The sequence below is a fragment of the Burkholderia sp. MSh2 genome (assembly GCF_000731655.1).
Classification (GTDB): Bacteria; Pseudomonadota; Gammaproteobacteria; order Burkholderiales; family Burkholderiaceae; genus Burkholderia; species Burkholderia paludis.
The window spans coordinates 46,344-69,464 of sequence record NZ_JPGM01000055.1 but is presented as its reverse complement, the minus strand read 5'-3'; the positions used below and the strand labels follow the sequence as shown (position 1 = coordinate 69,464).

At 69.2% G+C, this 23,121-nt stretch carries 22 protein-coding genes; 4 read left to right on the top strand and 18 right to left on the bottom strand.

What is annotated here, in order from left to right; translation table 11 throughout:
• Both GQ57_RS28730 and GQ57_RS28725 read left to right on the top strand, forming a co-directional pair.
• A partial coding sequence (locus GQ57_RS28730) for a penicillin-binding protein 1A (RefSeq protein WP_034199661.1) occupies positions 1–2,099 on the top strand: 2,099 nt, incomplete at its 5' end.
• A gap of 8 nt (positions 2,100–2,107) precedes the next feature.
• On the top strand, positions 2,108–2,719 hold the full coding sequence (locus GQ57_RS28725) for a trimeric intracellular cation channel family protein (protein WP_031401836.1): 612 nt from the start codon (positions 2,108–2,110) through the stop codon (positions 2,717–2,719).
• A 21-nt stretch (positions 2,720–2,740) separates the two neighbouring features.
• On the opposite strand, the gene GQ57_RS28720 is transcribed toward GQ57_RS28725, so the two are convergent.
• The 10 genes from GQ57_RS28720 to GQ57_RS28675 form a co-directional block, all read right to left on the bottom strand.
• Positions 2,741–3,118 (bottom strand): VOC family protein, encoded by a 378-nt coding sequence (locus GQ57_RS28720; RefSeq protein WP_034199660.1) that lies wholly within the window; start codon positions 3,116–3,118, stop codon positions 2,741–2,743.
• Between the two features lie 112 nt (positions 3,119–3,230).
• The gene (locus GQ57_RS28715) at positions 3,231–4,052 is read right to left on the bottom strand and encodes a heme ABC transporter ATP-binding protein (protein WP_034199659.1); all 822 of its coding nucleotides are present in this window, start codon (positions 4,050–4,052) and stop codon (positions 3,231–3,233) included.
• 19 nt (positions 4,053–4,071) lie between these two features.
• Positions 4,072–5,160: a FecCD family ABC transporter permease gene (locus GQ57_RS28710; protein WP_034199658.1), complete on the bottom strand. Its 1,089-nt coding sequence runs from the start codon at positions 5,158–5,160 to the stop codon at positions 4,072–4,074.
• 15 nt (positions 5,161–5,175) lie between these two features.
• Positions 5,176–6,084, bottom strand: coding sequence for a heme/hemin ABC transporter substrate-binding protein (locus GQ57_RS28705; RefSeq protein ID WP_034199657.1), 909 nt, complete (start codon positions 6,082–6,084; stop codon positions 5,176–5,178).
• Positions 6,081–7,172, bottom strand: coding sequence for a hemin-degrading factor (locus tag GQ57_RS28700; RefSeq protein ID WP_034199656.1), 1,092 nt, complete (start codon positions 7,170–7,172; stop codon positions 6,081–6,083). The genes GQ57_RS28705 and GQ57_RS28700 overlap by 4 nt, the downstream gene beginning before the upstream one ends.
• A 49-nt stretch (positions 7,173–7,221) precedes the next feature.
• Positions 7,222–9,486, bottom strand: coding sequence for a TonB-dependent hemoglobin/transferrin/lactoferrin family receptor (locus tag GQ57_RS28695; protein ID WP_031401830.1), 2,265 nt, complete (start codon positions 9,484–9,486; stop codon positions 7,222–7,224).
• Between the two features lie 238 nt (positions 9,487–9,724).
• Positions 9,725–9,952 carry a hypothetical protein gene (locus tag GQ57_RS28690; protein WP_031401829.1) on the bottom strand — a complete coding sequence of 76 codons (228 nt, stop codon included), beginning with the start codon at positions 9,950–9,952 and terminating at the stop codon, positions 9,725–9,727.
• 188 nt (positions 9,953–10,140) lie between these two features.
• The gene (locus GQ57_RS28685; RefSeq protein ID WP_031401828.1) at positions 10,141–10,524 is read right to left on the bottom strand and encodes a DUF6232 family protein; all 384 of its coding nucleotides are present in this window, start codon (positions 10,522–10,524) and stop codon (positions 10,141–10,143) included.
• A 124-nt stretch (positions 10,525–10,648) separates the two neighbouring features.
• Positions 10,649–10,909 (bottom strand): DUF2866 domain-containing protein, encoded by a 261-nt coding sequence (locus GQ57_RS28680; RefSeq protein WP_031401827.1) that lies wholly within the window; start codon positions 10,907–10,909, stop codon positions 10,649–10,651.
• Positions 10,910–11,113: 204 nt separating this feature from the next.
• A complete protein-coding gene (locus GQ57_RS28675; protein WP_031401826.1) occupies positions 11,114–12,271 on the bottom strand; it encodes a porin in 1,158 nt (385 codons plus the stop codon).
• Positions 12,272–12,579: 308 nt separating this feature from the next.
• On the opposite strand from GQ57_RS28675, the gene GQ57_RS28670 reads away from it, so the two are divergent.
• Positions 12,580–13,386: a MetQ/NlpA family ABC transporter substrate-binding protein gene (locus GQ57_RS28670; protein WP_031401825.1), complete on the top strand. Its 807-nt coding sequence runs from the start codon at positions 12,580–12,582 to the stop codon at positions 13,384–13,386.
• Between the two features lie 118 nt (positions 13,387–13,504).
• Here the strand turns inward: GQ57_RS28670 and GQ57_RS28665 are convergent, their stop codons facing one another.
• The 6 genes from GQ57_RS28665 to GQ57_RS28640 form a co-directional block, all read right to left on the bottom strand.
• Entirely contained in the window at positions 13,505–14,620 is a 1,116-nt protein-coding gene (locus tag GQ57_RS28665; protein WP_034199655.1) for a succinylglutamate desuccinylase/aspartoacylase family protein, read from the bottom strand.
• Between the two features lie 226 nt (positions 14,621–14,846).
• Positions 14,847–15,629 carry an ABC transporter substrate-binding protein gene (locus GQ57_RS28660; RefSeq protein ID WP_031401823.1) on the bottom strand — a complete coding sequence of 261 codons (783 nt, stop codon included), beginning with the start codon at positions 15,627–15,629 and terminating at the stop codon, positions 14,847–14,849.
• A 226-nt stretch (positions 15,630–15,855) separates the two neighbouring features.
• Complete coding sequence (locus GQ57_RS28655) at positions 15,856–16,776, bottom strand: LysR family transcriptional regulator (RefSeq protein ID WP_031401822.1); 921 nt, start codon at positions 16,774–16,776, stop codon at positions 15,856–15,858.
• Between the two features lie 265 nt (positions 16,777–17,041).
• Positions 17,042–17,635 (bottom strand): hypothetical protein, encoded by a 594-nt coding sequence (locus GQ57_RS28650; RefSeq protein WP_034199654.1) that lies wholly within the window; start codon positions 17,633–17,635, stop codon positions 17,042–17,044.
• A 205-nt stretch (positions 17,636–17,840) separates the two neighbouring features.
• Positions 17,841–19,229: an NCS2 family permease gene (locus GQ57_RS28645; protein WP_031401820.1), complete on the bottom strand. Its 1,389-nt coding sequence runs from the start codon at positions 19,227–19,229 to the stop codon at positions 17,841–17,843.
• 544 nt (positions 19,230–19,773) lie between these two features.
• The gene (locus GQ57_RS28640; RefSeq protein ID WP_034199653.1) at positions 19,774–20,451 is read right to left on the bottom strand and encodes a TetR family transcriptional regulator; all 678 of its coding nucleotides are present in this window, start codon (positions 20,449–20,451) and stop codon (positions 19,774–19,776) included.
• A 48-nt stretch (positions 20,452–20,499) separates the two neighbouring features.
• Between GQ57_RS28640 and GQ57_RS28635 the strand changes: the two genes are divergently transcribed.
• Positions 20,500–21,165, top strand: coding sequence for an O-methyltransferase (locus tag GQ57_RS28635; RefSeq protein WP_031401818.1), 666 nt, complete (start codon positions 20,500–20,502; stop codon positions 21,163–21,165).
• A gap of 124 nt (positions 21,166–21,289) precedes the next feature.
• On the opposite strand, the gene GQ57_RS28630 is transcribed toward GQ57_RS28635, so the two are convergent.
• Positions 21,290–21,817: a DUF3455 domain-containing protein gene (locus GQ57_RS28630; protein ID WP_034199652.1), complete on the bottom strand. Its 528-nt coding sequence runs from the start codon at positions 21,815–21,817 to the stop codon at positions 21,290–21,292.
• Between the two features lie 149 nt (positions 21,818–21,966).
• Positions 21,967–23,082, bottom strand: coding sequence for an alkene reductase (locus GQ57_RS28625; protein WP_034199651.1), 1,116 nt, complete (start codon positions 23,080–23,082; stop codon positions 21,967–21,969).
• Positions 23,083–23,121: the final 39 nt, after the last annotated feature.

The window sequence follows — 23,121 nt, the reverse complement described above, 5'->3', positions numbered from 1 at the left end:
ACCCGCCCCCCCGCCCCGCGCCGCCGCGCCGCCGCCGTGCATGGCGCACGCTCGCCGGCGCGCTGCTCGGCCTGACGCTCGCCTGCGCGGGCATCGGCGCATGGACGATCGATCGCATCTGGACGCAGTTGCCGTCCGTCGAACACCTGGCCGTCTACCGTCCCGCGCTGCCGCTGCGGATCTTCTCGCGCGACGGCGACCTGCTGGCCGAGTACGGCGTCGAGCGGCGCGAGTTCGTCCCGCTCGAACGCATCCCGCCGCTGATGCGGCACGCGCTGCTCGCGGCCGAGGACGCGAAGTTCTACCAGCACGGCGCGGTCGATCTCGGCGGCCTGGCGCGCGCGACGTTCGCGAACGTCGTGACCGGGCAGCCGGGCCAGGGCGGCAGCACGATCACGATGCAGGTCGCGCGCAATTTCTACCTGACGCGCGACAAGGTGCTGAGCCGGAAGCTCGCCGAGATCCTGATGGCGGTCAAGCTCGAACGCGAGTACGGCAAGGACAAGCTGCTCGAGCTGTACATGAACGAAATCTACCTGGGCGAACGCGCATACGGTTTCGCGGCCGCCGCGAACGTGTACTTCGGCAAGCCGCTCGACGCGCTGAGCGCGGGCGAGGCGGCCGTGCTCGCGGGGCTGCCGAAGGCGCCGTCCGCGTTCAATCCGGTCGTCAATCCGGCGCGCGCGACCGCGCGGCGCAATTACGTGCTCGGTCGCATGCATGCGCTCGGCCAGCTCGACGACGCGGCGTACCGCGCGGCCGTCGATGCGCCGATCACGCTGGCGACCACGCCGCCGCCCGGGATCGTTGCCGCGCCCTATGTCGCGGAGCGTGCGCGCCGGATGATGGTCGAGCGGTTTCACGACGACGCCTATACGCTCGGCCTCGACGTGACGACGACGATCTCGATGCGCGATCAGCGCGCGGCCGAAAGCGCGCTCGCTCGCACGCTGAGCCGGCAGCCGCGCGCGAAGCGCGATGCGCGCGACGGGCTCGAAGGCGCGCTCGTGTCGCTCGATGCGGCGACCGGCGACATGCTGGCGCTCGTCGGCGGCGCAGATTTCAGCCGCAACGTGTTCGACCATGCGCTGCAGGCGTATCGCCAGCCCGGTTCGAGCTTCAAGCCGTTCGTCTATTCGGCGGCGCTGGAGAAGGGCTACTTCCCGGGCGTGCTCGTCGACGATACGCAGCGCACGCTCACGCATGAGGAGACCGGCGCGCGGCCGTGGCGTCCGCGCAATTTCGGCAACCGCTACGAAGGGTTCATCCCGGTGCGGCGCGGGCTCGTGCGCTCGAAGAACCTGGTCGCGGTCAGCCTGATGCAGGCCGCGGATGCGCGCTACGTGCAGCAGCACGCGGTGCATTTCGGCTTCGACGCGCAGCGCAATCCGGCGTCGCTGCCGCTCGCGCTCGGCGCGGGCGCCGTGACGCCGCTCGAACTCGCGAGCGCGTATGGCGTGTTCGCGAACGGCGGCACGCGGATGGAGCCGCGCCTGATCCTGTCGGTGAAGCAGCGTCATGGCGGCGCGATGTACGAGGCGACCGTGCCGTCGGGCGAGCGCGTCGTGTCGGCGCGCAACGCGTTCGTGATGGACAGCATGCTGCGCGACGTCGTGAAGGCCGGCACCGCGCGCGGCGCGCTCGCGCTGCGCCGCGACGACGCGGCCGGCAAGACGGGTACGTCGAACGGCTCGAAGGACGTCTGGTTCGCCGGCTACTCGTCGGGCATCGTCGCGGTCGCGTGGCTCGGCTACGACACGCCGCGCCCGATGGGCCGCGCGACCGGCGCGACGCTGGCGCTGCCGGTCTGGCTCGACTACATGAAGACGGCGGTGGACGGGCGCACGCCGGTCGATGCGGCGCCGCCGCAGGACGTCGCGCTCGTGGACGGCGACTTCGTGTACGCCGAATACACGCGCGGCACGTGCACCGCCGACGTGCCGTCGTACATCCGCAGCCGCTTCGCATGCGGCGGGGCGGCTGCGCCCGGTGCGTCCGGCCCGTCGGGCGACGACGGCGGGCGTGCCGGGCCGCTGCCTGCCGCGGTCGATGCGGCCGAGCGCGAACGCGTGCTCGACCTGTTCCGGACCGACGACTGACGCGCGCCATGCATACGCTCTATCTGATTGCAATCGTCGCCGAAGCGATGTCGGGGGCGCTGATGGGCATGCGCCGCGGGATGGACCGCTTCGGGCTTGCACTGGTCGGCGCGGTGACGGCGCTCGGCGGCGGTACCGTGCGCGACGTGCTGCTCGGCCACTACCCGCTCGGCTGGATCGCGCATCCCGAGTATCTGGTGATCACGCTTGCCGCGGCGACCGTCGCGTCGTGGGCCGCGCGGCATGTCGCGCGGATGAAGACGCTGTTCGTCACCGTCGATGCTATCGGCCTCGCGGCGTTTACGATCATCGGCTGCGACGTCGGTGCGTCGACCGGCACGGCGCCGATCATCGTCGTGCTGGCCGGCGCGATCACGGGCGTGTGCGGCGGGATGCTGCGCGACCTGCTGTGCAACGAGATGCCGCTGATCCTGCGCGAGGAACTGTACGCGAGCGTCGCGTTCGTCACGGGCACGTTGTACGTCGGGATGCAGTCCGTCGGCATCGGGGCGGGCGTCGCGACGGCGGTCGCGCTGGCGGCGGGCTTCTCGATGCGGATGCTCGCCGTGCGGCTCGGGTGGAAGATGCGGACGTTCGGCGCGGCGGATCTCGAGCATTGAGCGCTCGCGTCGCGCGGGCATTCAATCCTTCTGCATCACCTGAAAGACGTTGCCTTCCGGATCGATGCCGTCGTACATCCGGTACGGGAAGCCGTCGAAGCGCTTGAGGTCGCGCACGGTCACGCCGTCGCCGGCGAGCCGGTCGCGATGCGCATCGATACCGGCGTCGATCGTGAAGACGAGCTTCACGTTGCTCGCGCCCGCCGTTGTGCTCGCGGGCGCGTGGCGGAATGCCGGGCCGGCCAGATGCAGCGCCAGTTCGACGGCGCCCGCGTCGAGCACGGCCCATTCGTCGTCGATTTCCTCGACGACGGGCAGGTTGAAATACAGCCGATAGAACGCCTTCAGCAGGGCGACGTCCTGGACGTACAGGATGATGCGGGTCATCGGAAGCGGCATGTCGGGGTCCTTGAAGGGAAGGTGCGGCGCGTGACGGATGGTGCGTGAAAGTGCCGCCGCCGGCAACGCGGGGCGTCGCGCGACGTCACGGTCGCGCGGCAGATGCGAGCGCCTACGCGGGCACCATGACCGGCGGCGCACCGTCGCCGGTTTCCACCATCTTCACCGCGAATCCGTAGCACTGCGCGATATGGGCCGGCGTCATCACGTCGCGCGGCGTGCCGTGCGCGACGATCGTGCCGTCGGCCAGCATCGCGATCGAATCCGCGTGCCGCGCGGCGAGATTCGGATCGTGCACGATCGCGAGCACGCCGAGCTGCCATTCGCGCGCGACGGTGCGCACGGTTTCGAGCAGGCGGTGTTGATGCGCCAGGTCCAGCGCGGCGGTCGGCTCGTCGAGCAGCAGGTAGCGCGGGCCGCGCTCCGCCGCATCGTCGTCCGGCCACAGTTGCGCGAGCACGCGGGCGAACTGCACGCGGGCGAGTTCGCCGCCCGACAGCGTCGTGACGTCGCGGCCGACGAGCGCATCCGCGCCCGCGCGTTCGAGCGCCTGCCAGGCGATGTCGCGATCGCGATGCGACGTTGCACCGCTGCGCCGCGCATGAGGGTAGCGGCCGAGCAGCACGATTTCGTCGACGCTGAACGGGAACGCGGGTTGCGCGGCCTGCGGCAGCACCGCGCGCAGGCACGCGAGCCGCGGCGCATCGATGTGCGCGAGCGGCTCGCCGTTCAGCGTGATGTCGCCCGTCACGCGCACGCCGCCCGGTGCGGCGCCGCCGGACAGTTCGCCGGCGAAGGTTTTCAGCAGCGTGCTCTTGCCGGCGCCGTTGCGGCCGAGCAGCGCGGTCACGCGGCCGGGCGCGATCGACAGCGACAGGTCGCGCAGGATCGCGTTGTGCCGGCGTGCGACGTCGAGATGGTGAGCGGTCAGCATGGTCGTCGTGAAGGAAGGGTTAGCCGCCGAGCGCGCCGCGGCTTTTCCACAGCAGCGCCAGGAAGAACGGCGCGCCAAGCAGCGCGGTCAGCACGCCGAGCGGAATTTCGGCGGGCGCGGCGACCGTGCGCGCGGCGAGATCGGCGGCGAGCGTCAGCAGCGCGCCGAGCAGTGCGGCGCCGGGCAGCACGATCCGCTGGTCGGGGCCGCACGCGAGGCGCACGCAATGCGGCGCGACGAGCCCGATGAAGCCGATGATGCCCGCGCACGACACCAGCGCGCCGACCGCGAGCGCGACCGCGACGAGCACGTGCCGCTTGAGCCGCTGCACGGGCACGCCGAGATGCAGCGCCTCGGTTTCGCCGAGCTGCAGCGCGTTCAGCGCGTCGCGTTCGCGCGCGAGCAGCACGCAGCCGAGCGCGACGCACGGCGCGACGGCAGCCAGCGCGGGCCATTGCGCGCCGCCCAGGCTGCCGAGGCTCCAGAAGGTCAGCGAGCGCAGTTGCGCGTCGTCGGCGACGAACGTGAGCAGCCCGATCGCCGCCCCCACCAGCGCGTTGATCGCGATGCCGGCGAGCAGCAGCAGCGGCAGCGCGAGCCGGCCGCGCGATGCGGCGAGCCGGTAGACGAGCGCCGCGACCGCGAGCGCGCCCGCGAACGCGGCGACGGGCAACGCGGCCGCGCTCACGTGGGCGGCGAAGAGCGCGGGGCCGAGCACGATCATCGTCGTCGCGCCGAGGGCGGCGCCGCTGGACACGCCGACGAGCCCCGGATCGGCGAGCGGATTGCGGAACAGCGCCTGCATCGCGGCGCCGGTTGCGCCGAAGCCGCCGCCGACCAGCAGCGCGAGCACGACGCGCGGCGCGCGGATGTCGAGCAGCACCGCGCGCGCCTGCTGCGCGGCCGGGTCGCCGGTCAGCGCGGCCCAGGCTTCCGAGAGCGGAATGCGATAGGCGCCGACGCACAGCGCGGCGACGGACATCGCGCACACGAGCACGGCGAGCGCCGCCAGCGCGAACGGCGCGAAGCGGCGCGACGTACCGATGCGCGCAGCGCCGGCGCGCGCGGCGGGCGACGATGCGGAAAAGGTCGAAGCATGAGCGGGCATCGGGGCAATCCGGAATCAGGCGAGCGCATCCGACAGGCGTCGGTGCAGGGTCGTGACGGCGAGCGGCAGGCGCGGGCCGAAGCCGAGCAGGAACAGCGCGTCGAGCGACACGACGCGCTGCGCGCGGCCGGCCGGCGTCGCGCCGAAGCCGGGCGTCGCGAGCAGCGCGGCGCGGCCGCCGACGGCCGCGAGCCCTTCGTCGGAGATCAGCACGACGTCGGGCGCCGCGGCGGCGAGCGCCTCGGTCGTCAGCGGCTTGTAGTGATCGAAGCCCTGCATCGCGTTGCGCGCGCCCGCGTAGCGGATCATCGCGTCGGCGGCCGTGCGCTGGCCCGCGACGAGCGCCTGGTTGCCGGTGTGGTTCAGCACGAACAGCACGCGCGGCGGCTGTGCGCCGCCGGGGACGCGCGCGGCGACCGCGTCGCGCGCGGCCTGCCAGTCGCCATCGAAGCGCTGCAGCAACGCGGTGCCCGCGTCGCGCACGTCGAGCGCCTGCGCGACGCCCGTGATCTTCGCGCGAACCGATTCGACGTCATGGCGTTCGTCGAACGTCGTCACCGCGACGCCGGCGCCTTTCACCTGCGCGATCGCCGTGGGCGGGCCGGCTTCGGCGGACGCGAGCACGAGATCGGGCCGCAGCGACAGCAGCCCCTCGGCCGACAGCGCGCGCTGGTAGCCGACCTTGGGCAGGCGCTTCGCGGCGTCGGGGTACGTGCAGGTCGTGTCGGCGCCGACGAGCCGGTAGCGCGGCGTCTCGGCGCCGCCGAGCGCGAATGCGGTTTCCGCGAGCGCGCCGCCGATCACGACGACGCGCTTCTGCGCCGCCTGCGCCAGCGCGCGGCCGGGCAGCGTGCCCGCGAGCGCACCGGCGAGCGCGCTCGCGAGCACGACGCGGCGGCCTGGCTGGAACGATCGCGCGCTCACCGCGCGTCTCCGCGCGCCGCCGGCGGCAGCGTCGCGACGAGCGCGCGCCAGTCGTCGCGTTCGACCTTGCCGGGCTTGCGCTCGCCGAACAGCAGCGCGACGTGGTCGCCCTGCCGGTCGAACAGCTCGAGCGACGTGACGATACCGTCGCTCGTCGGCTTCTTCACGACCCACGCGGCGGCGATCAGGTCCTCGCGCACGTGCAGGTTGAAGGCCGGGTCGAGCACGTTGATCCATGCGCCGACCTCGCGCACGTTCGTGACGGGGCCCGTATGGATCTGGATCATCCCCGCGTTGCCGACGAACACCATGATCGGCTGGCCGCTCTTGGCCGCCTGCTGCAGCACGTGGCGCAGCGCATGCGCGGTCTCGACCGGATACGCGTATTGCGGATCGGCGAGGCGCAGCGCCTGCATGCGGCTCACGCCGAAGCGCTGCGTGATGCCGAAGAACTGGTGCGTGTCGGTCATCGCGTCCCACGCGGCGCGAAAGCCTGCCACGTCGATCCCGGTGTCGGCGCGCTCGGGCGTCTTCGGCGCGGCGGGTGCGACCTCGAGGCCCGGCTCCTGCGACGGCGCGCGCCAGCGCTCGACGAACGCGTCGTACGCGGCGTGATCGCTGTGCGCACGCAGATAGACCTTGTGGATCGCATGACCCTGCGCGTCGAAGAACTGCAGGCTCTTCAGCGGGCCGTGCGCCGTCTCGTCGCACACGGCGAACGCCGACACCCAGTGCCGATAGAAGATGCGCAGGTCGATGTCGCCGAGCGCGAGGCCGACGGGGCCGTCGTGGCTCATCTGCGCGTACTCGCCGTCCTTCTCGTGGACGGCCGTATCGTTGCGCGTGAGCGCCATCACGCGCCCGAGGCGCGGCATTTCCTCGAACATGGCCGGAAAGCGCGCGTCGAGCCGCACGACGTGTTCGCCGACGAAGGCGGCGAGCGCCTCGCCTTCGCTGACGCCGAGCGCCTGCGCGACGTCGCGGTTGCGCAGCTGGCGCTCGGTCTTGAGCTTGATGAACGCGTCGCGCAGCGCGGCGGCCGCGCGGGCCGGCGTGGCCGGTTGACCGGGAAGGGCGGATTGCATCATGTCGGACTCCTTCAAGTAACGGTTGGGGTGGGTGCGCGGGCGGCGCGCATCAGAAATCCACTTTCATGCTGACGGCGACCGTGCGGCCGGGCGACGTATATGCGTCGAGCACGCGCGAATCGGCGGCGATGCCGCGTACGTCCGACCAGTTCCAGTACTTGCGGTCGAACAGGTTGCGGATGCCGATCGTCGCGCTCACGTGCTTGCTGAAGCGATAGCCGCCGCGCAGGTCGACGACGAACGACGACGGCGGCGTGAAGCACGTCTTGTTCGAACAGTCGGACTTGTCGACGTCTTTCTCGCGTTTCGCGGCCTGGAACAGCAGGTCGGTCTGCACGAACCAGCGCTCGCTCGGCTCGTAGCGCACGCCGAACACGGCCGAGAACGGGTTGATCGTGTTCAGCGGCTGGCTCGCCGTGCCGTCGTTCTGCGTCGAGCCCTTCGTGAACGCCATCGCCGTCTTCAGCGTGATGCCGTTCGGCATCACCCATTCGGCGCGGCCTTCGAGGCCGTGAATGCGTGCATCGGCGAAGTTCACGTACTGGAACACGAACGGGTCGGTCGGCCGGCCGCTGCCGGCGATCGTCGTGCGCGAGATGAAGTTGCGGTAGCGGCCGGTGAACGCGGCCGCGCTGTAGCGCACGACGCCGTAGCCGGTGCCCGCGGTGCCGCGCAGGCCCGCTTCGAACGTGTCGCTGGTTTCCGGCTTCAGGTTCGGATTGCCGATCGACGTGTAGCCGTACACCGGGTTCGAGAAACTGCTGTTCACCTGGTCGGGCGTCGGCGCGCGGAAGCCGTGCGCGTACTGCGCGTACGGAATGAGCGCGGGCGTGATCTCGTAGAGCACGGCGACGCGCGGCGACAGTTCGTTCGCGCTCGTCGAAACAGCCTTGCCGGTAAACAGCGGATCGTTTTCGGTCGGGCTCAGCCGGTACGTGTCGAAGCGCAGGCCCGGCGTGACGAGCAGGCGGCCATAGCCGATCTGGTCCTGCACGAACGCGCCGAACAGCGTGTAGTCGGTGTCGGGGAACGCCTTGTTCGGGAATGCCTCGCCGACGCCCGGCACCGTGCCGTCGCGCATGTTCGTCACGCGCGACACGCTGCCGTCGACGCCGTACAGCAGCTTGTGCGCGAGCGGGCCGGTCTTGAAGCCGCTTTCGGCGAACGCGGAACCGCCGAACGTGCGCTCCTTGTACTGGTTGTCGCGCGAGCGCGATTTCAGCGGCGCGCCGCGCGTCTCGAACGCGTACTGGTCCTGCTTCGCGTCCTGGTAGTAGAACTGCACGTGCGCGGTCTGGAACCAGCGGAACGCGTCGTCGCGGAAATCGTAATCGACGCTGAAGCGGTTGCGTTCGAGCCGGTCGTAGGTCGTGAGGCCGAGCGTGGTCGGCGGATTGATCGCCGACAGCACGTCGGTGCTCACGCGCCGCTGCACCGTCTCGGCCGTGAACTTGATCGTGTCGCGCGCGGTGGGCGTCAGCACGAGCTTGCCGAGCAGCGATTCGGAGTAGACGTCCTGCGGGTTCGACGTGGTGCGCAGCGTGCTCGCCGAGTTGTTGTCGCCGCGCGTGTCGACCTCGTGGCCGCGCCGGCCGTCGGCGATGATCATGCCCTGCACGCGATCGTTGCCGCCCGCGGCCGACACGGTCGCGCCGACGCTGCGGTCGGTCGAGTCGTAGCTCGGCCGGAACGAGAAGTAATAGGGCTTGTTGTAGATCGACAGCAGGTCGCGCGGATCCTTCGTGAGGAAGTTCACCGCGCCGGTCAGGCCGTCGCTGCCGTACAGCGCCGAGGCCGGCCCGCGCAGGATCTCGATGCGCTTGAGCGTGTCGAGATCGGCGTAGTCGCCGCGCCCCGCCTCGAGCGGGCCGAACGAAAACGCGTTCGGCAGGCGGATGCCGTCTTCCATCAGCAGCACCCGATTGCCTTCGAGGCCGCGGATGTTGATGCTCGAATCGCCGTCGCGGCCGCCGCCGAGCGCGGCGCTGCCGGGCCGGTACGCGGTGCGGCGCACGGTGACGCCCGGCTCGTAGCGCAGCGCGTCCTTGATGTTGGTGGCCTGCTGTTCCTCGAGATCCTCGTCGGTAATCACCGAGACGGACGCGGCCGTACGGCTCGCGGCCGTGGCGGTGCGGTTGGCCGTGACGGTGACGGGGTCGAGCAGCGCCGCCTCGCTGCGCGTGGATGCGACGAGCATGGCGGGCGGAGTGGCGCCTTGCGGCGACGAATCGGCTTGAGCCGGGGCGGCGGACAGGCCGAACGCGCCGAACAGCGCGGCGCAGATCGGCCGCCGCGCCAGTGTGTAGCAATGCACAGGTGGTCTCCCATTGATGATGACAAGCCCGGAGGCTGGCTGGGTGACGCGTTCACCTGGCTGGCCCGCCCGCGCACGAAAGGCGGCGAGCGGAAAATTGAAAGGCAACTGACAACTTTGCCAGTGTAAATGAGAATTATTATCAACACAAGGATAGGCAGGCGCGTCCGCGGGCGAGCGCTTGCCTGCGTGGCCCGGGGGGCTCGCGGCGGGAAACCGGGGAGTAGCGCGGGCTCGGCTACGCGAGCGCCTCGATGTGGATCAGCAGGTTGCGCGCGTGCGCGACGAACGCGTCGTGCGTCGTGCGATCGCCGTGGCTCTGGAGGCCGGCCTGTTCGGCGAAGGCGATCTGTTCGGTGTAGAGGTCGACGAGCGCACGGCGTGCGTCAGGGGGAAGCGCGCGAATCATCGACACGAGCAGCAGTTCCTGCGCGCGAAGCATGCCGGACAGCGACGGGACGTTCATGCTGGCCTCCTCGGATGACGCGGCGGCGAGCCGCTTGTTCTCATACTAGGCGGTCGGCGTACGCGGTGCAGGCGGGCATGTGGCGGGACGCGCGTCGACGGAGCGATCGAAATCGCCGCGCGCGCAACGGGAAATGCGCCGTACGCGGCAGCGCGCGGCGCATCGGAGCGTGCAGGGGGCGGACGGAATCAGCCGGCGGCGGTGGCGGCCAGCGCATCGCGCACGACCTGCGCGACGCGTTCGACGAATTCGGCGTCGACGCTCGACAGCGCTTCGCGCGTGCCGTCGGGCATCTCGACCATCAGGCGATACGTGACGTCCTGCGTGGTCCATGCGAGGTAGCCGACGACGGCAAGCATCACGCCGACGACGAGTACGGCGCTTGATGCGCCGATGCCGCCCGCGATGGCGGCGGCCACGCCGATCAGCGAGATCAGCGACGGCACGAGACGGTTCTTCGGAATCTTGACGACGTCGACGTGACGGATGTCGCGCAGTGCGAATACCTGCCCGGCGGCCGACAGGCCGTTGCGCGTGATCATGACGCCGCGTTCGTTGAATGCGTTTTCCATCGTGTGTTGCGTGGACGAAAACGCGCAGCGTAGCAGGTTTCGTTGCTGCATCAAACGAGACCGACTGCCGCACGACGCATGCGGCGCGGCCGACGGGCGCAAAGCGGGGGGAGCGGGGCGGCGTTCAGAACTGCAGCCGGCCGTCGCCGTAGAGGCGGCCCGGCACGTGCGAGGCGACGACCTCGGCGATCTCTTCGTCGGTCGATTCGGCCGGCACGATCTGCCGCCGTGCGGGTGCGTCGAGATGCATCGTCCATTCGACGAGCCGGTACGGGCGGCCCCACGGGCGCTGCATTTCGACCGATACGCGGCAACTCTGGACCGGCATCGAATGTTGGCACGTCAGAATCGCGTGCAGACGGCTGAAAACGGTATCTTCGATCATCATGGCCTCCGATCCTGTCTGGTTGGCAATCGACGTGGCGCCGTGGTGTTTAAAAAAAAAGCCGCCGATGCTCAGGCGGCCAACAGGGGGGGTGAGAGCATCCTCTCAGCCCAGAATTAAGCGAAACTTAAAAGCCCATAAAAAAGCGCCCCGCGTGGAGCGGGGCGCTTCTTGCCGTCGTGATCCGCGAGTTAAGCGGATGCTTTAGAACTTGTGACGGATACCGATACGTGCGGCGATCTGGTTCTTCGAACCCGTGCCCGACGTGTTGAAGTAGCTCGTGCTCGAGCCGATCTGCGCTTGCACGCCCTTGCCCGAAGCCTGCTGGTACACGACCAGGCCGTACACGTCCGTACGCTTGCTGAGTGCGTAGTCGGCGATGCCGTTGACCTGGTTCCAGTGCCACGAGTTGCCGTTCTGCGTGGCGTTCGTGTACGTGTAGCCGAGGCCGCCCGACAGGGCCGGCGTGATTGCGTACTTCGCACCGGCTTCATACGCGTTGTAGAACGTGCCGCCCGCGCCCGACACGGTCGAGAACTGCGTACGCGTCCACAGCAGCCATGCGGTTGCCGGGCCCCAGACGTAGCGGCCACCGACGCCGTACGTGCGCAGGTCGCGGACGTTGCCCGTGCTCAGGTTCGCGATCGTCGTCGAGAAGGCCGGCGACGACTGGCTCGGGTAACGGATGTCCGTGTACGCGCCGCCAACCGACAGCGGGCCGTTCGCGTAGTTCAGGCCGAAGCTGTATGCGCGCGACGAGCCTGCCGTCGTCGTCGTGCCCGACGTCGTGGACGGTGCGCCCGCGAAGTCGGTCGAGTTCGAGAAGCCGTACAACGCGCCGAACGTGAAGCCCGAGTAGTTCGCGCTCTGGAACTTCACGGCGTTGTTGATGCGGCTCGACGTGAGCTGGTCGATGTCGTTCACGTGGTAAGCGTAGTTACCCGCGACCGTGTTGCCGCCCGTCGAGTAGTTCGAACCGAGGATGTCGGTCGAGAACGAGTACTGGCGGCCGAACGTGACCGTGCCGTACTGCGACTGGCTCAGGCCGACGTAGGCCTGGCGACCGAAGATCGCGCCGCCCTGGCCGATCGTGCCGTTGCCGCTGTTGAAGCCGTTTTCGAGCACGAAGATCGCCTTCAGGCCGCCACCGAGGTCTTCGGTGCCGCGCAGGCCCCAACGGCTGCCCTGGGCCACGCCGTCGTCATACTTGAACAGCTTGCCCGTGCCGCCGTTGGCGGTCTTGCTGTGGTTCACGTAGCTGATACCGGCGTCGATGATGCCGTACAGGGTCACGCTGCTTTGTGCGTGCGCGGTGCCGGCCGTTGCTGCCAGGACGGCGATGGTCAACAGTTTCTTGTTCAAAGGATTCTCCGAGCGAATGAAAGGCGTGTCCAGTTGCGGTTCCGGCGCTCTCTATGGGCGCTTTCACGGACCGGCGGCAACTTTATCGACAGGGCACGTAATGAATATGACAGCGACTGTCATATGAAGAATGTGTGGCGTCGATGCGACACTGAATTCTGCCCGGTTGCGCTATCCGGGGTTATACCGAATTCGGCTGAGTTTCGACGCCGCCCGGGAATATGCACATGAAATAAGCTTGGTTGGTGGTGTTCCGGCCCCGTGCCACGATCCGTGTTCCAACCAACGACACGGGACAAGAGGACACCATGCGACGTTCGATCCTGACCGGCCTCGGCGCGCTCGCCGCCGCGCTGGCATTCGCGGCGCCCGGCGCGCACGCCGATCCGCAAACGCTGAAGATCGGCACGATGAGCGGCCCCGACGCGCAGATCTGGACCGAGGTGACGAAGGTCGCCGCGCGCGACGGCCTGGCGATCAAGGTCATCGAATTCAACGACTACGTGCAGCCGAACGCGGCGCTCGATGCCGGCGATCTCGACGCGAACGGCTTCCAGCACCAGCCGTTCCTCGACAGCCAGATCAAGCAGCGCGGCTACAAGATCATCAACGTCGGGCTGACCTATACGGCGCCGATGGGCTTCTATTCGAAGAAGATCAAGTCGCTGAAGGACTTGCCGGCGGGTGCGAAGGTCGGGATCCAGAACGATCCGTCGAACGGCAACCGCGCGCTCCTGCTGCTGCAGAAATACGGGGTGATCAAGCTGAAGGCGGGCGCCGGCACGAACGGCGTGAACGCGACGCCGCTCGACGTCGCCGAGAATCCGAAGAAGATCCGGATCGTCGAGCTCGACGCCGCGCAACTGCCACGCGCGCTGCCCGACCTCGACGCCGCGTCGATCAACACCGACTACGCGGTGAAGGCGGGGCTCACGCCGGTGAAGGATGCAATCGCGATCGAGGATCTGCGCGGGCCGTATGCGAACCTGATCGCGGTGCGCGCGCAGGACAAGGACAAGCCGTGGGTGAAGAAGCTCGTCGCGGCCTATGAATCGGACGACGTGCGCAAGTTCATCGACCAGAAGTTCGGCGGCGCGATCGTGCCGGCGTTCTGAACGCCCACCCGTATCGGCCGGCCGGCGCGCCGGCACCCGACGGACCGGAAAGCCGATCGCCCGCGCAAGCGGGCGATTGCATTGGTGCGCGCCGTGGCCCGGCGCGCGGGCCGGGCGCTCAGGCCGACAGCAGCGAACCGGTGCGGATCGCGGTCGCGCCGGCAATGCGCGCGACTTCCATGCCGGCCGTCGCGAAGCGCACGATCTGGCGCGCGTACAGCACGCCCGACACGCTGCTCTTCAGCGTGACGACGCGATCGGTCAGCGGATCGACGATGTCGGCCACCGCCTGGCCGGCCTCGATCCACACGCCGACCGGCGTGCGGAACACGATCACGCCCGACACGGGCGCGACCAGCGGATCGGTGCCCGCGAGCGGGGTGGCCGGATACGCGAGCGGCGGCAGCGGCGCCGGCGTGCCATCCACGACGCCGCGCTCGGTCAGGTATTCGACGATCGCCTGGGCGTCCTTTTCGGCGAACTCGTACGACACGTCGCGCTCGCTGCGCAATTCCACCGTGACGGAAATCGCGCCGTTCGGGATCGGGAAACGATCGCCGAGACGGTTGCGCAGATCGGACCAGCAGAAGCTGTGGATCTCGTCGAACGGGTTGCCGACCGAGTTCAGCGCGAGCAGCGACGCCTGCGCGTCGAGATAGCGCGACAGCGGTTCGACGTCCGGCCACAGATCGGGATTCGTGTAGAGGTGCATGACCGCATCGCTGTCGCAGTGCAGGTCGAGCACGATATCGGCGTCGAACGACAGCTTCTGCAGCGCGAGGCGCTGCGAGTCGAGCTCGGTGCGCGGCTTCTGCTCGTCGAGCGCTTCGCGCATAGCGGCGCGCACGGCCACGAGGTTGCGCTGCGCGTCGCTCGTGAGCCGGCTTTCGACGCGCGGCAGCACGAGCGCCGCGAGATCGTAGAAATTGCGGTTGAAGTTCTGCATCGAGCCGAGCTCGAAGCGGCCCAGGTGATCGCCGAACACGTGCTGCGACAGGCCGATCGGGTTCGGCACGGGCACGACGACGATTTCGCCGCGCAGCTTGCCGGCCGTCTCGAGCGCGGCGATCTTGCGGCGCAGCAGCGTGGCGACCAGCATGCCGGGCAGTTCGTCCGCGTGCAGCGACGACTGGATGTAGACCTTCTTGCCGCCGCGCGGGCCGTAGTGGAAGCTCGTGATCTGGCGTTCGGTACCGACGGCGGGGGAAATCAGCGGATGGGTCTGCGTTTGCATGATGAAGGGAGGGCGGCGCAGCCGCGAATGTCCGGTGTGCGTGGAAGATCGATTGTACGTTGCCTTCCTCGCCGCCATCAAACCGGCTCCAGAACACCCGGTTTCCCTTTGAGAATCATCAGGTTGGCACGAAAAAAATAATGCGGCCGGCGCCGTGCGCGCAAAAAAAACGGGCTCCTCCCGGAGCCCGTCTGCAGCGCGGCGCATCGCGCGCCGGCGTGCCGTGTTACTTGCCGTAGACGTCGAAATCGAAATACTTCTTCGCGATCTTGTCGTACGTGCCGTCCTTGCGCATGCCGGCGATCGCGCCGTCGATCTTCGACTTCAGGTCGGCGTCTTCCTTGCGCAGGCCGATGCCGGCGCCTTCGCCGAGCGTCTTCGGATCGTCGAGATCCTTGCCGGCGAAGTCGAAGCTCGCGCCGCGCGGCGTCTTCAGGAAGCCGATCTCGGCTTGCACCGCGTCCTGCAGCGCGCCGTCCAGGCGGCCGGAGATCAGGTCGGCATAGACCTGGTCCTGGTTCTGGTAAGGCACGACGTTCACGCCCTTCGACGCCCAGTAGGTCTTCGCGTACGTTTCCTGGATCGTGCCCTGCTCGACGCCGATCGACTTGCCCTTCAGCGATTCGGCCGTCGGCATCAGGCCGGCGCCCTTCTTCGTGACGAGGCGGGTCGGCGTGTTGAACAGCTTCGCCGAGAACGCGATCTGTTCCTGACGCGCCGGCGTCATCGACATCGACGACAGCACGCCGTCGAACTTGCGGGCCTTCAGCGCGGGGATCATTCCGTCGAAGTCGTTTTCGATCCACACGCACTTCGCCTTCATGCGGCGGCAGATTTCGTTGCCGAGATCGACGTCGAAACCCACAACCTTGCCGTCAGCACCTTTCGATTCGAAAGGCGGGTAGCTTGCGTCGACGCCGAACCGCACGGTCGTCCACTCCTTCGCGTACGCGCTGCCGGTCGAAACGGCAAGCAGGGCAACGGTCACAGCCGCAAGAATTTTTTTCACTCGGTGACTCCTCGTTTTGTTCGATGGGTGCGCGGTTGTGCCGCGCCGTAAGCCTTCGGCCCGGCGCGGCTTCGCGTCAGGCTGTCCGTTTCGCCCGCCCGATGCGGGCGCGCGACGTGCGCAAGATTATCAAGACAAAATACCGGCGGGGCGCCTAGGACAAGCCCCGATACCGGGCCCGGCGGCGGCGCGTCAGGCGCGCCGCCGTTTCAGACACAGGAACGATTCAGCCGAGCGTTTCGTTGACGGCGCGCTGCAGGCAGGCGACGAACTGCGACACGGCCGGCGTGGGCAGCAGGTCGCGCCGCGAGATGATCGACAGGTCGAAGCGCGGCATGCTTTCGTCGAGTTCGGCCGTGCGGACGCCGAGCGGCGCGACCATCGCGGCGAGCGGGCGCGTGAAGCAGCCGATCACGTCCGAGCGCGCGACGAGCCCGAGCGTCACCGCGAACGACATCGGCGAGCGCAGCATGCGCTTCGGCAGCGGCAGCCCGCGCGCCTCGAACATTCCCACCATCACGCTGTGCGGAAACTGCTCGGCGCCGACGGTGACGATCCACTCGGCGTCGAGCAGTTCCTCCAGCCGGCGCGCGTGCGCGAGCGGGTGGCCGTCGCGCATCACGACGGTGAATTCGGTCGACAGCAGCGGCGCTTGCGTGAAATCGCGGTCGAGCGCGGGCACATGGTGCATCGCGGCGATGTCGAGCGTGCCGTTGCGCAACTGCGCGAGCGCGTCGGGCACCGTCACTTCCTCGAGATGCAGGTTCACGTCCGGCATCGACCGGCGGAACGCCGTCACCGCGTGCGGCAGCGCCGTCAGCGCGATCGACGGCATCGTGCCGACCGCGACGCGTCCCGACATCTCGCCCTTCACCTGCTCGACGGCCTCGACCGTGCGGCGGATGTCGCCGAGCAACTGCTCGGCGCGCGGCAGCAGCGCCTGGCCGCAGGCGGTCAGCTCGACGCCGCGTACGCTGCGCGCGAGCAGTTCCGCGTTGAGCGCCGTCTCGAGCTCGCGGATCGTATGCGTGATCGCCGGCTGCGTGACGCCGAGTTCGCGCGCGGCGGCGCGCAGGCTCTTGTGGTGCGCGGCGGAGACGAACGCCTGGAGCTGCGCGAGGTTCAGGGGATTGCGAATGCGGGTCATCGATCGGATCCGGTGGCGGTGTTCGGTAGCGATCCTGAAGAATCTCGCGTACCGGTGCGTGCGCGGGACGTCCGGCAATACCGCTGCGGCGCATGCCACGCGGCGATCCTGCCGTCGCGCCGGTGCGGTGGCTCGGGCAGGCGGCGGGCGCTGTCGCGGTTGCGACGGAGCGCGTCGTCGGGCTGGCCGTGCGCGAGCCGTTCCCACGGGGGCGGCGCGAACCGGTTGCCGGCGGCGACGGGCCGACGTTGCGCGACGCGCAACGCTATGCCAGCGCCGTTTCGACGGCCGCCAGCGTGCGGCGCCGAATCCAGCCGCTCGCGAGCCGGATCGCGAGCCAGTACGGCGTGAACAGCAGCCGCGTGCGGGCGGTCGGGCAATGCACGAAGGTTTCGGTGCGCAGGACCTGCGAGCCGGCGGGCCGCCCGACCACCTCGAAGCGCAGCACCAGCCGCGCGTCGCGCGGGTCGTCGTGCCGGACGAACGCCGCCGTGTCGGCGATCGTCCGCACGCCGAAGTCGGGGCGCCAGAAGCGGCCGACGAGGCCGAGCGACAGCGACGTATCGTCGCGTTGCAGCACCGTGAACGTGTGGAGGCCGAAGCGTGCGCGTTCGCGGCGAGGGGTGCCGTGGCGCAGCGAGGCGGCGAGGGTCGTCGGGAATTCGCGGACGTTGAGCAGCGCGTCGACGATCGGATCGGTGCGCATGTCGATCGCGGTGACCGCCTCGATGATGCGTGCCGGGGCGGCGTCGATCGGCTTCGATTCGTGCATCTCGTGGAAGCCGAACGACGGGATGAACGGGGGCTTGCACGCCGAGGTCCGGGTGCTCGATTCGGAGACGATGCCGAGTGCGTTCATGGTGGCTTCCGGGCGAAAACCGCGATCGTAGCACCGGCGCGCAATGCGTGCCCGGCTGCTTCGCTCGGGGTGCCGCCGCCGTTGAAAAAAAGCCTGGAAACACGTGTTCCCAGGCCTGGAGACCATCGGCGACGATGGTGGAGGAGACGAAGGTCGTCCCGATGCGCGCCGTCCTTCAGCCGGCGACGGCGCGCCCGATGCGCGCTCAGATCGCCCAGCCGCCGAGATAGAAGACGACCAGCACGGCCGCGATCAGCACGGTGCCGACATTGAGCTTGCGGAATTCGCCGCTGGCGATGCGGCCGATCACGAGCGTCGAGAAGCCGAGCATGATGCCCGTCACGATGTTCGCGGTCAGCACGATGAACACGGCGCACACGAGGCCCGACATCGCGTCGACCATGTCGTCCATGTGCAGCCTGCTCACGCTGCCGAGCATCAGCAGGCCGACGTACATCAGCGCGGGGGCCGTGGCGTACGACGGCACGAGGCCCGCGAGCGGCGAGAAGAACATCACGACGAGGAACAGCAGGCCGACCACGGCCGCCGCGAGGCCCGTCTTCGCGCCGGCGGCCACGCCGACGCTCGACTCGATGTAGGCCGCCGCCGGTGCGCCACCGAGGAAGCCGGAGAAGATCGAGCTGAGCGAATCGGCGGTCAGCGCGCGGCCGCCGTTGATGATGCGGCCGTTCTCGTCGAGCTGGCCGGCCTGCCCGGCGACCGCGCGAATCGTGCCGGTCGCGTCGAACACGGCGGTCATCACCAGCGCCAGCACGCTCGGCAGCACGGCCATCGACAGCGCGCCCTTGATGTCCATCGCGCCGATCAGCGACGCATGGCCCGGTGCGCTCAGCGACGGCAGCGCGAAGATGCCGTGATACTTCACGGCCGGATCGAACACGAGGCCGAACACCGAGATCGCGATCACGACGAGCAGGATGCCGCCCGGCACGCGGCGCTTCTCGAGGCCGAAGATCGCGGCGAGGCCGACGACCGACATGATGACCGGGAACGCGGTGATCTGGCCGAGCGAGACCGGCAGGCCGGCGCCCGGGTTCTTGATCACGAGGCCGACGTCGTTCGACGCGATCAGCAGCAGGAACAGGCCGATGCCGATGCCGGTGCCGTGCGCGACGCCCGCGGGCAGGTTGCGCAGGATCCACGAGCGCACGCCGGTCACCGAGATGCCGGTGAACACGAGGCCCATCAGGAACACGGCGCCGAGCGCGACCGTCGGGTGCAGGCCCTTGCCGAGCACGAGGCCGAACGCGGTGAACGCGGTCAGCGAGATCGCGCAGCCGATCGCGATCGGCAGCTTCGCCCACAGGCCCATCAGCAGCGAGCCGAACGCGGTGGTGAGGCAGACCGCGACGAACACGGCGCTCGTGTCGAAGCCGGCCTTGCCGAACATGCCGGGCACGACGAACACCGAATAGACCATCGCGAGGAAGGTGGTGACGCCGGCAACGATCTCGCGGCGCTGCGTGCTGCCGCGCGACGAAATGCCGAAGTACCGGTCGATGACTCCCTTGGTGCCAAAGTCAGTTTCTTCCGCGCCGACGCCGACCGTCGGCTGCACCGGGGTATCACTCATGAGCTTGCTCCTTTATCAGCATGCTGAAACGGCCCGTAGCGAACCGTCGTCAGGGTGTCTCGTATCTGGTTGGGATGGTCGGCAGCGTCGTGGGGACGAATGACGCGTGATGCGTGTCGTTACGTGCGCATCGAAACGAGCGCGAGGGTGTCGCGTCGGACGACGCGTGGTGTGGTCGACCCCGTCACGTGTGCTTTGCCGTAGCGAAGGTTAGGCGAGCCGCTCATCACGTCCCATCGGGGGACGAGCATGCAGCGCATGTCGCAGCGCTTATATCGGCGTGCGACCGGGCTCCGTCGCGACGACACGCGTGTATACGCCTAGTTCGAATCCGTTAAGGCGACTATTTGAACGCGGGGCCGGCGGGCAGGGCGGGAGCGGGTCAGACATGGGATATTGCAAATCACTTTCATTGAGGCTGTGCGCACGCATGCGGATGACGGCCGCGGCGTGCGACGCGATGCGCGGCCGTGCGCACGCGGCACCCGGATGATACCGGTGCCGCGCGCGGCTTGCGCTCGCGTTCGTTCCGTCCCTCGTCGCGTCAAGCGCGCGCGAGATGCGCGAGGTACGCGCAGAACATGTCGGCCATCGCGGAGGAATGAGCGTCGATTTCCGCCGGCGTGCGCTCGGTTTCGGAGAACGCCTTGCCGCCCGCCGTGAGCGTCGTCATGATCAGCTCGCAGGCCAGCGCATGCGTGGCGTCGGACACCTCGGGCAGCGCTTCGCGCATGAACGCGCTGAAGATCCGGTTGCCCTCGGCCTTCACTTCCTGCGCCTCGGGCGCGTCGCGATAGAGGGGCGCGGCGTCGTCGAGTGCGATGCGCATGCGCGCCTCGTCGCATTCCGAGCGGATGAACGCGTGGACGGCAGTGCGCAGCCGCTCGGGCGGTGTCTTTTGCGTGTCCTGCAGCATCCCGCACAGCATGTCGGAGGTCTGCCGCCATTCGTCGTGCTGCAGCCGGAACAGCACCGATGCCTTGTTCGGGAAGTACTGGTACAGCGAGCCGACGCTCACGCCGGCGCGTTCGGCGACGCGGGCCATCGTGAAGCGCTGCGCGCCTTCGGTCGCCAAAACCTGAATAGCGGCCTGGAGGACGTCTTCGACGAGACGGGTCGAGCGCGCCTGCCGAGGCAGCTTGCGCGTGGCGATCGGGGCGTTGCGGCGGGCGGTCATGGGCGGTTTGCCAATGCGAATAGTAAAACCTGAATAGTTCGTCATATTCTAGTCGGGTGCAACGACGCACTCAACCCGATACCGGAGATTCGCATGACCACTCTTGCGCTCGACCCGCTGGCTTCGCTGCTGGCGCGCCTGTTCGACGAAGCCGATTCGTTGTCGCCGGCGACGAGCCCGGCCTTCGCCGGCCTGTCGCACGACGAGCAGACGCGACTGATGCGCAGCAAGACGGGCTACACCGATCTGTATGCGCGCCTGAAGGACTTCCCGCTTCCCGTGTCGCGCGAGACGGGCAGGCTGCTGTACATGCTCGCGCGCAGCGGCGGCGCGCGGGCGATCGTCGAATTCGGCATGTCGTTCGGCATTTCGACGCTGCATCTCGCGGCCGCGCTGCGCGACAACGGCGGCGGCCGGCTGATCACGAGCGAGTTCGAACCGTCGAAGGTCGTGCGTGCGCAGGCGAACCTGGCGGCGGCCGGGCTGGCCGACCTCGTGGAGATTCGCGAAGGCGACGCGCTGCGCACGCTGGCCGCCGATCTGCCGGATACGGTCGACCTGCTGCTGCTCGACGGTGCGAAGTCGCTGTATCCGGAGATCCTGGCGCTGGTCGAGCCGCACCTCAGGACGGGGGCGTTCGTCGTGGCCGACAACGCGGAATACAGCCCCGACTACCTCGCGTACGTGCGCGCGCCGGAAAACGGCTATCTGTCGGTGCCGTTCGGCGGCGACGTCGAGTTGTCGATGCGGATGCGCTGAGCCGCGCGGAACGCGGGCGAGGCTTTCATGCTGCCTCGGCCGGCATGGACGACAGCCGATCGTGCGGGCGTGCCGAGGATCGCACCGGAAGCGCGTACGGCGGGCGCTTCGCGTGCCGCACGCGTCACTTCAGGAACACGTAGCGCGCGAAGTACGGAAAGCGGCCGACCGCATGCTCGGTCGTGCACGTCGCGGCCGGCGGCGTGCCGCCGGACGTGTCGAGCCGCTGCACGAAGCGCACGCCGGCCAGCGTGCCTGTCGTCGTCGTGGCGGCCGGCAGCGCGGCGAGCAGCAGTTGCGGAATGCTGCCCGCGCGTGCGCTCGGCGCTTCCGCGAGTTTCTTGCCGGTAATGCGGCTGCCGTCGAGCGCTTCCCACGACGGCCCCGCGCCGTGCCGGACGACGAGCGTGCCGCCGTCGTCGAACAGCATGGCCTCCGGGTGCTGGAAGGCCCACGCGAGCCGATGCTCGGCGTCGTATTCGCATGAATAGACCTGCACGCCGCTCGCGGTGGTCGACAGTACCGGCGCGGCCGGTTCGGGCGGCGCGAGGCGCGCTGCGTCGTCGGCGCAGGCCGGCGCGGTGAAGGCCGCACAGGCAAGGCCGGCCGCGACGGCCCGCAGCAGGTCGCGTGTCGGGGAACGGCGTGGCATGGCGGGGTGTCCTTTCAGGTCGGTGGATGGCGTCGTGCAGGGTCGATCCCGACAACTCTAGACGCCGATTGCGCGGGCCGCCATTCGGAAATGGCAATCGCGGCGATAGCGGCCGCGATTGCCGGGGGCCGGCCGCGCATGCGCGCGGCTCAGGCCGCGGCTTGCGCGAGCGTCGGATAGTCGGTCAGGCCCCGGGCGGCGCCGCCGAACAACGTGTTGCGGTCGTGCGGCGCGAGCGCGGCGCCGGTGCGCAGGCGTTCGGGCAGGTCGGGGTTCGCGACGAACGGGCGGCCGAACGCGACGAGGTCGGCCCAGCCGGCGGCGATCGCTTCGCGCGCACGCGCGGCGGTGTATGCGCCGGCGTAGATCAGCACGCCCGGATAGGCGGCGCGCAGCCGCTGCTTGAATTCGACCGGCATCGGCGGTGCGTCGTCCCAGTCGGCTTCCGCGATGTGCAGGTAGCAGACGCCGAGCGTGCCGAGCAGCGTCGCGGCGGCGAGGTAGGTCGTTTCCGGATCGGCGTCGACGCAGCCGTTCAACGTCGTCAGCGGCGCGAGGCGGATGCCGACGCGCGACGCGTCGCCGGTCCCGTCGATCAGCGCCTGCGTGACTTCACGCAGGAAGCGCAGCCGGTTGTCCAGCGAGCCGCCATATGCGTCGGTCCGCGTGTTCGCGTTCGAATCGATGAACTGGTTCACGAGGTAGCCGTTCGCGCCGTGCAGCTCGACGCCGTCGAAGCCCGCGTCGATCGCGTGGCGCGCGGCGGCGCGGTACTGGTCGACGATCTCGTGGATCTCGTCGATCGACAATGCGCGCGGCTCGGACGCCTGCACGAAGCCCGGCGTGCTGCCGTCTTCGCTTGCGACGAACACGTTCACACCCTTCGCCTGGATCGGCGACGACGACACCGGTTGCCGGCCGCCGAGCAGGCTCGTGTGGCTCAAGCGGCCGACGTGCCACAGTTGCGCGAAGATGCGGCCGTGCGCGGCATGCACGGCGTCCGTCACCTTGCGCCAGCCGGCGACCTGCGACGGCGTGTGGATGCCGGGCGTCCATGCGTAGCCCTTGCCGAGCGGCGCGATGTAGGTGCCTTCGCTGACGATCAGGCCCGCGCTCGCGCGCTGCGCGTAGTACGCGGCCATCAGGTCGTTGGCTTCGTCGCCGGGCCGGCTCGCGCGCGAACGCGTCATCGGCGGCATCACGATGCGGTTGGGCAGCGTCAGCGCGCCGAGTCGCAACGGCTGGAAAAGCGGATCCTGGGTCATGGTGAGGTCCTGTCGGTGCCGCGGCCGGACGGCCGCGGA